Origin of the sequence: Pseudoalteromonas luteoviolacea NCIMB 1942, assembly GCF_001625595.1 — a bacterium.
Classification (GTDB): Bacteria; Pseudomonadota; Gammaproteobacteria; order Enterobacterales; family Alteromonadaceae; genus Pseudoalteromonas; species Pseudoalteromonas luteoviolacea_A.
Window position 1 is genome coordinate 1 of sequence record NZ_AUXT01000210.1, and the last position, 14,052, is coordinate 14,052.

Sequence of the window (14,052 nt, forward strand, 5' to 3'; positions counted from 1 at the left end):
AAATCCCTATCTCTCCGCCATATTTAAGCCCAAGTTAGTTACTAGCTTGGGCTTTTTCTATGAGCATTGCTAGCCAAGCCGCCAACCAGTGAACGCCATCGCAAATACGCAAAAGTAATGGACAAAACACAAGCGAGTACCTTTTAATTATATGTTGCGGGATATTGTGCGCGACTAAAGTCTCATTGACCCAAACTTACTTTACTCAAAAACTAAATCAAGACTTAATTTTGTAAGGTATTTGAAATGAAAAATGTGGCGACGGCAATTGGCGTATCATTCCTTTCTCCGGTAATTATAGGGACATTGTTAGGTACCTATTTTTTCATTGGATATGGAGAGGCAGAGTTATTTTGGCAATTATTTACAACAGCCATCGCAAATGCACACATAGTTGGAATTTCGATGGCTGTTTGTGTCTTGCCAACATATCATCTTCTTTATAAACGCGACAAGGTTAGTTACTCAGCAGTAATGACTGCTGCAATGCTGGGAGGGGCGGCTTTAACCTATGTATTTTCTGTCGATGGTGGGCCTATTATTATCGCAAATTCAGTTATGTGCAGTCTCGCGGCGGCCTTGTTTTTGTACAGTTTAAGAAGGCGTAACGTAGCTTGATGAGCGTTAATTGAACAGTTGATTAGAGATTGATCGCAATTTCTTACTTTTTCTTAGTAAAAGGTTTCATTTGTTAGCGTGAAAGAGTACCTTTACTCCTTATATGTAAGAATGTTTAGTATTGAAAATGCAAAAGCAAAAATTTTATGATCTGTTAAACCAACAAGCGCAAGGGTTGATTGGTGGCGAAAATAACTTTATCGCTAATATGGCAAATCTAAGCGCACTTTTATTCACAAACATGGAAGACATCAATTGGGCTGGCTTTTATCTGATGGACTCAGATCAAGAGCTGGTATTAGGTCCATTCCAAGGTAATCCTGCTTGTATTCGTATCCCTGTTGGAAAAGGCGTTTGCGGCACAGCTGTTTCTGAATTAAAAACGCAACTTGTCGAAGATGTTCATGCATTCGAAGGACATATTGCTTGTGATGCAGCATCAAATTCAGAGATCGTAATTCCTGTTTATAGACAAGGTAAAATATTTGCGGTTCTGGATATTGATAGCCCAAGTTTGGCAAGGTTTGATGAAAAAGATAAACTGGGGCTTGAAGCCGTTGTGAAAAGCTTCGAGGAAACACTTTAAATGAAAGATATGCTTAATGTACAAGATTACCTGTTCTCAACTTTTGATGTGGGAGACTGGGAAGGTGATGAAGAGCAAGTTGCTGAAACGCTTAATGAGTTGATCCATTTTGCGTGGGAAAAATTGCCTGATGATCTTGGAACTGAGCAAATCGACCACATTATAAATGGTATTTGGGAACATTTACGCGGTGATATGGCACTCATAGATACCGAGTTAGATGAACTCTTAGACTGGGTTACACACTACATTAATTCATCATTAGATGAGAGTATTTAAATAGGTTTAGACATGGAAACCACAAACAAGCTAAAAGATATTAATGAGGTTCTAGAGTTTTTATACTCTGAGTTTCCTCAGTGTTTTAAACAAAAGGATGGTATAAAGCCTCTTAAAGTCGGGATCTTTAAAGACATTGCTGAAAAGATCGAAGGCTCTGAGAAGGTGAGTAAGACACAAGTAAGGCAAGCATTGAGAAAGTACACTTCAAGCTGGCGTTACTTAGAAGCTGTAACCAAAAATGAATTCCGCGTGAATTTAGAAGGTGCTCAAGCTGAAAAAGTAGAACAAGAACACGTCGAACATGCTCAAAAAGCTCTTGAAGAAAGTCGTGCGAAAATGGCTAAGCGAAAGAAACCGCAGAGACCACGCAATGACGGTGACACAAAATCTTACAAATCAAAGGGCCAAGGTCACCCTCGTCACGCAAATAAAAAGGCTAAAGTTAATAATAAGAAACCTGCGCCTCAGCAACAGCGAAGAAGTTCAGGAAAAGTTGAACCTCTTCCAGCAAATGAGGTCAAGGTAAATAACAAAGTTAAAGTTAAACTTGGCCAAGCGCTAGTAAATGCAACGATTACTGAAGTAAATAAAGACGAAGTACACGTTGAACTTGTTACTGGTATGCAGGTTAAGACAAAGGCCGATAGCCTGTTTATTTTATAAGGAGTAGTGTATGAGTAAAAATTTACCACTCATAGGGGCAGTTGCACTGTTTGTTTCCGGCGCTTGTTTGGCAGCAAATGGAGCTGTAACAGAAAAAGATATACCAGTGCTTAAACCTGAATTACAGCACGCGACCGCTACAAAAAGAGTGACTAGTAAATTTACTCGTGAACACTACAAGCGCTTCAAACTCAATGAGGCACTGTCTGAGCAGATCTTTGATCGCTTTGTTGAGAATATTGATTACAACAAGTCACTATTCTTGCAGTCTGAAATTGACGCATTTAAGCACCATAAAGCAAAGTTTGATGAAGCACTGGTAAGTGGTAAATTGAACTTTGCTTTTGAAATGTTTAATGCAAGTATGAAGCGTCGCTATGAGCGCTTTGAATACGCAATTTCATTATTAGATTCAGAGATGAAGTTCGATAAACCAGACGAATTTTACTTTGATCGTGAAGAGGCCAGTTTTGCCAAAAATCAAGCTGAGCTAGACGAGTTTTGGCGTCAACGAGTTAAGTCTGACGCGCTCAGATTAAAACTGACCGGCAAAGATTGGCAAGGGATTAAAGAAGTTTTGACTAAGCGCTACAAAAATGCGCAAAAAAGATTAGTCCAAACAAACAATGAAGATGCGTTTCAAATTGTGATGAATGCATTTGCACGTAGCATCGAAGCCCATACATCATATTTGTCACCTCGCAGAGCTGAGCAATTTAAGATGGATATGGAGCTTGAGCTCGAAGGCATCGGTGCTGTGCTTGGCTACGAAGAAGATTACACCGTTATTCGTAGTCTAGTTCCAGGTGGTCCAGCGGATAAATCAGAAAAGATTAAAGCAGATGACAAAATTATTGGTGTTGCACAAGATGGCGAAGATTTTGTCGACGTTATTGGCTGGAGATTAGATGACGTAGTCGACCTAATTAAAGGCCCAAAAGGCACTAAAGTTCGCTTGCAATACCTTAAGGGGAGCGACTCTCACGGCACTCCAAAAGTCGTCGAAATAACACGCGACAAAATTAGACTTGAAGATAGAGCTGCAAAATCCTCTGTGTTTGACGCGAGTTACTCGACTTTAACAAGTAAAATTGGCGTGATTGAAATACCCAGCTTTTACAATAACTTGTCAAAAGATGTACTCAAGGAACTAACGAAGTTAAAGGCTGAAAAAGTTGATGGTATTATTGTTGACCTGCGCCAAAATGGCGGTGGCTCTTTAAATGAAGCAAGAAACCTTACCGGCCTGTTCATTGATAAAGGGCCAGTAGTTCAGATCCACACGGCAAATAATCGTGTTGATATTCTAAAAGATTTAGATGGTGTGACACATTATGACGGACCGCTAACTATTTTGGTTGACCGCTACAGCGCATCGGCTTCTGAAATTTTCGCGGCAGCAATGCAAGACTATGGACGTGGTGTGGTTATTGGTGAGCAGACTTTTGGTAAAGGTACTGTACAGCAGCACAGAGGCCTGCGAAAAACCTATGACCTCTTCGATAACCCATTAGGTAGCATTACCTATACTATTGCCAAGTTTTATCGAATCGATGGCGGCAGTACACAAAATAAGGGTGTGATACCAGATATTCTACTTCCTTCGTATATTGATCCAGAAGACTGGGGCGAAAGCCAGGAAGATAATGCGCTACCGTGGGATAGTATTGTAAAGGCGCAGTTTCGTACCTTGGAAGACTTAACGCCAAAGATTAACTACTTAAATGAAATGCACAAGAAGCGCGTAAAATCAGAACCTGAGTTCTCTTATGTCATCAGCGATATTGCGCGTTATAAAGAGAAAGAGAATGAAGTATCTATCTCACTCGTAGAAGCTGAGCGTAAAAAAGAGCGCGAAGAGAGGGATGCACGAGCGCTAGCTAGAACTAATGAACGTCTAGCGCGCTTAGGCTTGGAAAAAGTAGAGTCATTGGATGATATTCCAGATGTGATTTCAGATTTGGATCCGTACTTAGAAGAGGCTGCTCTCATAACACAAGATGTTATTAATTACGGTAGATTAGTCAAAAATAATATCAAGTAATCACAACATTGTTTTGTGATATGAAAAAGGGTGCTTAGGCGCCTTTTTTCGTTACTAGTCTTCTCAAATTTGTTATCATCGCCAGTCGCAACAAGACAACATTGGCTAGTTTTACCAATCCGTATTAATAATTAAAGCCAAAATTTAGAGCCTGAAAGTAAACCTGAGTTGGGTTTTTGTGTTCGAATAGTGGCCAGAAACAATCAAGTATTGTTAAACCGGATTGGTATAGGAAGCGTGCTCTGCACCGAGCTGAATAATAATACGCACCGTGACGAGTGCGAGGGGTACAGTAATTTGAAACAACCTAAAGTCGCATCCTCTTGGGATGCTTTTATACCAATAATAGTATTAGTAAGTTTACTAGGCGCCGCAGTTTACCTATATGGCGATAACTCGTCTTCGGGTCCAAACCAGATCGCGCTATTATTTGCCACATTTACCGCGGCACTCATCGGTCTCAAAAACGGTTTTACATGGAAAACGCTTGAAGAGGCGATGATTAAAGGTATCACAATATCCTTAGGTGCAATCTTGATCTTACTCATGGTTGGAGCACTTATAGGCACTTGGTTGTTATCGGGCACGGTGCCAACACTGATTTATTATGGGTTACAGATTATCAATCCATCTTGGTTCTATGCCGCTAGCTGCTTGATTTGTGGCATAGTTGCGATGAGCATTGGTAGTTCTTGGACAACTGCAGCAACAATTGGTGTTGCTTTACTTGGGGTCGCTAATGGGTTAGGCCTAGATCCTGTGGTTACGGCGGGAGCTGTGATTTCAGGCGCTTATTTTGGTGATAAGTTGAGCCCGTTGTCGGAAACAACCAACTTGGCTCCAGCAGTAGCGGGCAGTGACCTATTTGACCACATACAGCATATGCTTTGGACAACGGTCCCAAGCTTTGTGATTGCATTGATCATTTTTATCGTTATGGGCTTTAACGCAGATGCTGCTAGTGATGCAGGCAAGATTGATGCGATTAGTTCTATCTTACAAGATAACTTCAATATCAATATCCTGATGTTAGTACCGCTGGTGATTTTATTAGGGTTAGCCATCAAGAAAATGCCAGCTTTTCCGGCCATCTCTATCGGAGCGGTTGTTGGAGCTGTTTGGGCACTATTGTTCCAGAGTGATTTGATTGCAAGTCAATTGGATGCTAGCCAAGGGCAACTTGTCGGGCAATTTAAGCTCATATGGGCAACATTTTTTGATGGATTTAGTGTGCAAACTGGTGACGCCAAAATGGATGATCTGCTCAGTGGTGGCGGTATGTCCAGCATGTTAACCACAACTTGGTTGATCATGACGGCGTTGATGTTTGGCGCAATTATGGAAAAAACTGGCTTGCTAGAAGTTTTTGTTCGTAGCATTTTAAAAATTGCGAAGAGCACAGGTTCACTTATTGCGTCGACAATTGCGACTTGTTTTGGCACAAATTTGGTAGCGGCAGATCAGTATATCGCGATCGTGGTGCCAGGCAGAATGTTTAAAGAAGAGTATAAAAAGCGAGGCCTTCAAAGCGTAAACTTATCTCGCACACTCGAAGATGGCGGGACGATTACTAGCCCCCTTATTCCTTGGAATACGTGCGGTGCCTACATGCAAAGTGTACTGCTTATTAACCCTCTAGATTATGCAGTTTATGCATTTTTCAATTTAATAAATCCACTTCTAGCAATAGTTTATGGTTACCTTGGAGTCAAAGTTCTAAGGCTAAAACCAACAGAGCAAGAATAAAGCAAAAAGCCTCACTGAGTTGGCAATGCTGTCCATTTTAGAGGAGCAGCTTTGCGATTAACAGGGTAACGGCTTTTATTCACCTTAACGACCCTAGGTCTACTTGGCCTAGGGCGTTTTTCTTTAAAGAACACTGTTAAGTCCCTTCTAAGTGCAGCTAAACGCTTGGGTGTATATTGCCTGGAGAGAGCATTCGCCATCACTTTAAGCTGACTTCCAATGAATTGACATGCATATTTGAAGCTTATCTCGTTCAGTGCCCTTTTGTGTGGTACTGCTGCTAAGTTCGCTTCTCTCCTGACTAAGTTGTACCCCAACATCAGTCCCCACAACTCTTGATACACAAGCTCAACTGTCTTACTTCTTAGCGTAATCACATTATGTTGCATGGATGATTTTATATTGCGGTAACGCTGCTCTATCTCCCAGCGTTCATGATATAAGTTGGCTATGTCGTTCGCGCTAAACTTATCTCTAGGCAGTGAGGTAAAGACGGTTTTATCTTTTCCGTCAATTTGATACGTAACCGCTCTAACTTGCCACTTCTTTGGTAAATCCGGATTTTTCTTTCTAGCCTTTAGGGATACGTTCATTTCGATAAGCTTGTCGTTACTGTCATGTTCATCAAGCAAGGTGTATTTTTGGCCTGTACGAGCAGGTATCAGTCAGTGGCAGTTATCTCCCAACAGGTTGATAAAAAGTATAAATCTGCGCCATAGAACCCTTTATCTAATAGTGTGACTAATCGAAGCACTAGAAAGGGGGTGTCTATTTTTGATTGTATTGCCACTGCCAAAATGCCCTCTTAACTCATCATTGTCATGTGTTTGAATGGAGCACCATAAACAGCGAATACTTGTAGCCCACTCCAGTTATTTTGCGGGTAACGCTCTAATCCCCATTTATGGCTACATTGCTTAAAAAGCCATGACATTGCATTTTTACCAAGTCTTTTACGCGCTTCAGTTAAAGCACTGTTGGCGAGTAATTTTTCATCTGCTAAGCCTTTGGCACAAATATTTAATCGCCTTGCCACTTCAGCAATAGGTTCATTGCGAAAGAATGCCATACCAACCACTAACCAAAGCACCATATCGCTGGGAAGTCTGCGTCTCTGATTGTCGCTTTAGTTGATAATTCTGCGGTGTGCAACCCACTCAACAGGAATGTGTTCACAAAATGTTGACAGTTGAGCCAACTCTAGTGATGAATCATCGATAACATCGTTGAACAAATAAGTGTTTGCCATAAAAAATCCGTAATCAGAAACTCATTACGGATTTTTCATGATCTTTTGGGTCGGTCAACTGATCATTTTCTTAATAGATCAGCATTGCCACTGAGTTGGGACATTTTTATAGTTTAAACCGAGACTTAACTGGTCTAAACTTGTTTACATGCAACTCGAGCCTAATTTAAAATTATTAAATCTTGTCCAATAATATAACTGAGTCGAGAAATCTGGTTTCAGGGTTTACATTACTCAAGCGAAAAGTCGAATTAATAAATCGTATTTGAGTATGCTTAAGTTATGAAGGAATTTAAATGACGTATAAACCACAAGCAAAATATTTAAAAGATTACCAACCGCCTAGTCATCAAGTTGAACATATTGATTTGACTTTTGACCTGTCACCTCAAAAAACAGTAGTGACAGCAAAATATCAATTAGAAGCAAACAACCAGTCGAGGTCAGTTGAATTAGATGGTGTGGATCTTAAGCTTACTTCTTTGAAAGTTAACGGGTTACCACATACAAAATACGAGGTAATTGATTCAAAGCTAATAATTGATAATATACCAAGTAAATTTGAACTAGAAGTTGAGACTGAAATTGCGCCAGAATTAAATACATCTCTTGAAGGGCTGTATTTATCTGACGGAGCGTATTGTACGCAATGTGAAGCAGAAGGATTTAGGAAAATTACGTATTTCTTTGACAGGCCTGATGTGCTCGCAACATATACAGTAACTGTCATCGGTGATAATAGTTTTCCATATTTGCTATCGAACGGTAATAAAGTAGAAGAAGGCAAACTTGAAAATGGAAAGCACTACGTAAAATGGCAAGATCCTTTTAAAAAGCCTTCCTATTTATTTGCTTTGGTTGCAGGGGAGTTCGATTTACTGGAAGACACCTTTAAGACTTGCAGCGGAAGAGACGTAAAACTTCAAATATTTGTCGACAAAGGTAATTTATCCAAAGCGCCACATGCCATGGAATCACTAAAAAAATCCATGAAGTGGGATGAAGAGCGCTTTAATTTAGAGTATGATCTTGATATCTATATGATTGTTGCTGTCGATTTCTTCAATATGGGCGCAATGGAAAACAAAGGCCTGAATGTATTTAACAGCGCTTGCGTATTGGCAAACCAAGAAACTGCTACGGATAGAGACTACCATGTTATCGAGTCTATTGTTGGCCATGAATATTTCCACAACTGGACGGGTAACCGAGTCACTTGCCGCGATTGGTTTCAGTTAAGCTTGAAAGAAGGTCTTACAGTATTCCGAGATCAAGAGTTTAGCAGCGATTTGGGATCAAGAGCTCTTAACCGTATTGACGCTGTGAATGCGATGAGAACGCATCAATTTGCGGAAGATGCAGGGCCTATGGCGCATCCAATTCGACCTGAAAAAGTCATTGAGATGAATAACTTTTATACTGTTACCGTGTATAACAAGGGCGCTGAAGTTATTCGTATGATGCATACTTTATTGGGCGAACTAGGCTTCCAAAATGGTATGAAACTGTACTTTGAGCGCCACGATGGACAAGCTGTTACGTGTGATGATTTTGTCAACTCAATGGCTGATGCAACAGGAACTGATTTAACTCAATTCAAATTATGGTACAGCCAGTTTGGCACTCCAAAATTGAAAGTACGAACTCAGTACAATAAAACGCAAGGTGAGTATCAAATCGAAATAGAGCAAGTTCATGCTGCGCAAGACTCGGTTCAAGTACCACTGCATATACCTGTTGCAATCGAATTGTTAGACAACCAAGGTGTTAGAATTAATCTAGAACATCCAGAAGTGCGTCAAGGTCGAGTTATTGAGCTAAAAGCAGCAACACAGACATTCACATTTGAAGGTGTGTCTGAAGAGCCTACACTGGTATTACTCGAAGATTTTTCAGCGCCGTGCTTATTAGAATACGATTACACCGTTGCTCAGTTGTGCCATATAGCGATGTTTGCATCGAGTGATTATGCGCGATGGGAAGCTCTACAGCAACTGTATACTCAGCAAATAAGAGAGTATGTTAAGGGACAAGAAGTGGATTTTGTGCTTTCTAAAGAGCTGTCTGCGGTCCTATTGAGCTTATTTGCAAATAAGCCGAAAGATCTTGCTATCCTAGCAGAATATATCACGATCCCTAATTTCGATACTTTGTCAGCTGGCTATGAACAGGTGCCAGTAGAGGCGCTGTGTAACGCTATTGATGAATTAGAAAATCAAATTGCACACGTATTAAAAGATGTACTTACACAGTTTTATAGGGGCACTCAAGAGAGTGGAAGCTTGAGTGCTGGGGATGTTGCTATTCGAGCACTTAAAAATAGAAGTCTGTACTATTTGGCACTAACTGATGCGGATGTGTCAACATCACTGAGCATGCAAGCCTCATCTACAAACATGACCAACAAACTGGGTGCACTACGAAGCGCTGTCAACGCCAATCACAGCCTGCAAAACGAGTTAATGGAGCATTTCGATAAACAATGGAATCACGACTTATTGGTTATGGATAAATGGTTTGCATTGCAAGCTGCGAACAAGGTTGATTCATGTATCGACAATATTTTATCTTTATACGAGCACCCTTGTTTCGATAAGTCAAATCCGAATCGCGTACGAGCACTTGTTGGTACGTTTGCTAGGAGTAACCCAAAACAATTCCACAGAGAGGACGGTGCCGGCTATAAACTTTTGGCAGATCTTATCTGTGAGCTCAACCAGCTCAACCCTCAAAATGCATCACGAATCATTACTCCACTGCTGTCGTTTAAGCGATTCGATGAGAAGCGTCAAGGCCTGATGAAAGCACAGTTAGATAGGCTTTCAAGCATTGAGAATCTGAGTGACGATCTGTTTGAGAAGATAGACAAAGCACTGAATTGATAAATGCAAGAGTATTACTTTTATTTAAAGCTAACACATGAACAGTGCTTAGCTTACTACGAAGGTGAAGTAGAGCATATACAAGTCATTGAAGACGGGGGAAAGCGTATTCGCTTTCCTGCTCAGCACATTCGTAGGTTTGTATCAACTATCGGAATAAGTGGCCGTTTTAGACTGCAATTGGATAATAATAACCGTTTCATTGCGTTAGAAAAGGTCAGTTAGCATACATATTGTCATAACGAGATAAACTATTTTTGTTAATTCGGTTTGTTTTAAACTTAAATTACGTGTTATAACTATTCTGGTAAGACGTCTTACCAAGGTTAAAATACGGGCTAAAAAGTTAAAAATGCACCGAACGAACGCGTAAAATTTGTAATTTTCAATTTTCGCTTCTATCGTTACGACAACAAAAAACAATAACTTGATTAGATTTACCCGCCACAAGGGGGAGAAATAATGATAAAAAAAGCGCGCTTTACAAAGAACAAGATTATGCTTGGGCTTGGAGCAGCCATTTTTGGAACTGTTGGTTTGCCAGTGCACGCTGCCAACTTTCAGGTCGGTGATTTTGAAATAACATTCGACTCAACGTTTTCATATGGTCAAAGCATTCGTGTAGAAGACCGAGACTTTGGCATTATTGGTAAAAGTAACCATCCTAAATTTGATTGGACTGGCTATAACGCTTCGACTGGCAATACACTGTACTCTTCTTCTCAGGTTTGGAATCAACCAGGCGCATACTCAAATAATGGCGATGCTGGTAACCTTAACTTTGATTCTGGCGATACCTTTTCACAGTTGCTCAAAGGCACGCATGAATTTGCAATCACAAAAGATAACTACGGTTTCTTCTCGCGCTTCATGTATTTCTATGACTTTGCAATGGAAGACGGTGATTTCGCATATCGTAATCCGGTATCTGGTCAGTCTGTAGATCCATGTGACGATGATGAAACAAAAGAGCAGGTGTGTTCAGATCTGCGTTTACTAGACGCGTTTGTGTGGGCAGATTTTGATCTTAACGGTGGTAACAATCCACTTTCAATTCGTCTAGGTCAACAAGTTATCAACTGGGGTGAAAGTACGCTAATTTCACACGGTATCAATGTAAACCCAGTTGATATTGACAGACTTAGGGCACCAGGCTCAGAACTCAAAGAAGCGTTCATTCCTGTAGGCATGCTTTGGGCATCATTGGGTATTACTGAGAACATTACACTTGAAGCATTCTATCAATATGAATGGCAGGAAACTCGTTTACCTCCGTCAGGAAGCTATTTCTCGACAAATGATTTCGCCTCTTCAAATGGTTATGGACAAAATGTGCAATTAGGATTCACTTCTAATCCAGATATTGATTTGCACCACTTAACAGATGCTTTAAATGGTTTGCAGGCTAATTGGTTAGGCGCGTTGTCTGCTCAGGGGCTAGATGTTACTGATCAAAACGTCTTGCAAAGCGCCGAAGCAAGGCAAATGCTTTCTTCAATGTATCTAGCATACCCTACGAGAGTTGCCTTAAAGGGTAAAGGCGATGTTGGTAAAACGGATGCAGATGATGGTGGTCAGTTTGGTATTAGACTAGGAGTATTTGTCCCAGAACTAAACGACACTGAAATTGCGTTGTATCACATCAATTATCACAGTCGTAGGCCGCTTATCTCTGGTAAAGCTTCTAACTTTACACAACAAGCTATTCAAAGCGACCTTCAACTTATCACGACTGAAGGCGTTACAACTGACAATATCACAGAGTTGAATGCATTTACTCAGGCTGTACTTGTTTACCCAGAAGATATCAAACTTTATGGTTTAAGCTTTAATACCGCGATTGGCGAAACTGCATTTTCTGGTGAGTTTGCATATCGTCAGGACGAGCCACTGCAAATAGACGATGTTGAGTTGTTGTATGCAGGTATGGTCGAGCAATTGGCTGCCGCAGGCATTCGTGATGACTTTGCTGGGTTCTCTCAACTCAGTCAGGGCAATGATGTTGCTTATGTTGAGCCTGGTCAAGTAGCGCAAGGTTTTGTTTTAAAGGACACCCTACAAGCTCAATTTACTGCGACACACTTATTTGGTCCATCTCTGGGCGCGGATAGCTGGGCAGTAGTAGGTGAAGTAGGTGCAGTTACGATCAAAGATATGCCGACTTATGATGAGTTGCGCTTAAACGTAGCGGGTACGGGGCGAAGCGGCACAATTGAAGGGATAGAAGGCCGTAACTATGATCTAATTCATCAGGCAGTTTCAAATGGTCCTGAAACCAATCCATTCCCTACGGCATCGTCTTGGGGTTACCGTTTAATCGCAAAAGGGGAATACAACAACTTATTCTCTGGTGTGAACTTTTCACCGCGTATCGTATTTTCTCACGATGTGAACGGCACAACGCCTGATCCGATGTATTTATTCGTTGAAGACCGCAAGTCAATGGGTGTAACACTTAACTTCAGTTATCAAAATGCTTGGTCATTTGACTTAGGTTATAACACTTTTTGGGGTGGCGGCGCGACGAACACATTCTCTGATCGTGATTTTGTATCGTTTAATATTAAGTATTCAATTTAAGGGCTTTCGTTATGTTTAGAAAACCTACTATGTTAGCAGCTTCAATAATGACAATAATGGCTGCGCCAATTGCTGTTGCAAAAATGACAGCTGAAGAAGTGGCGCGTTTAGGCAAAGATTTATCTCCAATTGGCGCAGAGGTTGCGGGTAATGCTGATGGTTCTATTCCAGCTTGGACTGGCGGGATAACTAAACCACCGGCAAACTTTAAGCCAGGTATGCACCACCCAGATCCGTATGCAGATGATAAAATTCTTTTTACTATCGATAAAAGCAATTTAGATAAGTACAAAGATCAATTAAGTCCAGGACAAATTGCGCTCTTTGAAACTTATCCTGATACGTTTAAAATGAACGTTTATCCAACTCGAAGGAGTGCTGCTTACCCACAGTTTGTATATGATGCGACGAAACAGTATGCATCTACAGCAGAGTTGATCGAGGGTGGTAACGGTATTAAAAATACCGCCATTGGTATTCCTTTCCCGATTCCAAAAAATGGTCTGGAAGCTATCTGGAACCACCTATTAAGATATCGTGGCTTGTCAATTGCGCGTAATGGTGGTCAAGCTATGCCTACAGCGTCTGGCTCGTATAACATTATTGGCTTTGACGAAAAGTTATTGGTGAAATACTCTGATCCAAGTGCAACGCCTGAAGAGCTGCAAAAATCGAACGTATTGTTTAAGTTTAAGCAGAAGGTCACCGAGCCGGCCCGCCTTGCAGGCACAGCATTGCTGGTACACGAAACAATGGACCAGATCTTAACACCTCGTCAGGCTTGGACGTATAACACAGGTCAACGCCGTGTTCGTCGTGCTCCTAATGTTGCGTATGATGCGCCAGGAACAGCGTCAGATAGTTTACGTACAACTGATGACTTTGACATGTTTAACGGCTCTCCAAACCGTTACAACTGGACATTAAAGGGTAAAAAAGAGTTGTATATCCCTTATAATAGCTACAAGTTGCACAGTGATTCGCTTAAATACGATGATATTTTGAAAGCCGGTCATATAAACCCTGAGCATGTCCGTTACGAAAAACACCGTGTTTGGGTTGTTGAAGCGAATTTAAAAGAGGGTACACGTCATATTTATAAAAAGCGTGTTTTCTTCATCGATGAAGATAGCTGGCAGATCCATGTGGCGGACTTGTACGACAACAGAGATCAAATGTACCGCGTAGCGATGGCACATGGTATCAACTATTATGACGTACCGACACATTGGAGTACGCTAGATGTATACCACGATTTAAATTCTCGACGTTATTTGGCAATTGGATTAGACAACGAAGAAGAAATGTACGACTTCACACAGTCTTTCCAAGACAACGAGTTTACTCAAAGTGCACTGCGCCGCGAGGGAAGACGTTAATCAACGTCTTTGAGGATCAAGTA

At 41.0% G+C, this 14,052-nt stretch carries 10 protein-coding genes and 1 pseudogene; 10 read left to right on the top strand and 1 reads right to left on the bottom strand.

Features of this window, described 5'->3' with window-relative positions:
- Window positions 1-246: 246 nt before the first annotated feature.
- From N482_RS21290 to nhaC, 6 genes are all read left to right on the top strand, one after another.
- Entirely contained in the window at window positions 247-618 is a 372-nt protein-coding gene (locus N482_RS21290) for a hypothetical protein (RefSeq protein WP_063378981.1), read from the top strand.
- Between the two features lie 127 nt (window positions 619-745).
- Entirely contained in the window at window positions 746-1,204 is a 459-nt protein-coding gene (locus N482_RS21295; RefSeq protein ID WP_063378982.1) for a GAF domain-containing protein, read from the top strand.
- Complete coding sequence (locus N482_RS21300) at window positions 1,205-1,483, top strand: hypothetical protein (RefSeq protein WP_063373515.1); 279 nt, start codon at window positions 1,205-1,207, stop codon at window positions 1,481-1,483.
- Window positions 1,484-1,495: 12 nt separating this feature from the next.
- Window positions 1,496-2,149, top strand: a complete 654-nt coding sequence (proQ, locus tag N482_RS21305) for an RNA chaperone ProQ (RefSeq protein WP_063378983.1) — start codon at window positions 1,496-1,498, stop codon at window positions 2,147-2,149.
- Between the two features lie 10 nt (window positions 2,150-2,159).
- Window positions 2,160-4,193 carry a carboxy terminal-processing peptidase gene (gene prc / locus N482_RS21310; protein ID WP_063378984.1) on the top strand — a complete coding sequence of 678 codons (2,034 nt, stop codon included), beginning with the start codon at window positions 2,160-2,162 and terminating at the stop codon, window positions 4,191-4,193.
- 297 nt (window positions 4,194-4,490) lie between these two features.
- A complete protein-coding gene (nhaC, locus tag N482_RS21315; RefSeq protein WP_063379037.1) occupies window positions 4,491-5,939 on the top strand; it encodes a Na+/H+ antiporter NhaC in 1,449 nt (482 codons plus the stop codon).
- An 11-nt stretch (window positions 5,940-5,950) separates the two neighbouring features.
- Here the strand turns inward: nhaC and N482_RS21320 are convergent.
- Window positions 5,951-7,188, bottom strand: a pseudogene (locus tag N482_RS21320) (transposase domain-containing protein).
- Window positions 7,189-7,484: 296 nt separating this feature from the next.
- On the opposite strand from N482_RS21320, the gene pepN reads away from it, so the two are divergent.
- From pepN to N482_RS21340, 4 genes are all read left to right on the top strand, one after another.
- Entirely contained in the window at window positions 7,485-10,070 is a 2,586-nt protein-coding gene (gene pepN, locus N482_RS21325) for an aminopeptidase N (RefSeq protein ID WP_063378985.1), read from the top strand.
- Between the two features lie 3 nt (window positions 10,071-10,073).
- Complete coding sequence (locus N482_RS21330) at window positions 10,074-10,295, top strand: DUF2835 domain-containing protein (RefSeq protein WP_063378986.1); 222 nt, start codon at window positions 10,074-10,076, stop codon at window positions 10,293-10,295.
- Window positions 10,296-10,532: 237 nt separating this feature from the next.
- Window positions 10,533-12,650 (top strand): DUF1302 domain-containing protein, encoded by a 2,118-nt coding sequence (locus tag N482_RS21335; protein WP_063378987.1) that lies wholly within the window; start codon window positions 10,533-10,535, stop codon window positions 12,648-12,650.
- 11 nt (window positions 12,651-12,661) lie between these two features.
- Window positions 12,662-14,029, top strand: coding sequence for a DUF1329 domain-containing protein (locus N482_RS21340; protein ID WP_063378988.1), 1,368 nt, complete (start codon window positions 12,662-12,664; stop codon window positions 14,027-14,029).
- Window positions 14,030-14,052 lie beyond the last annotated feature (23 nt).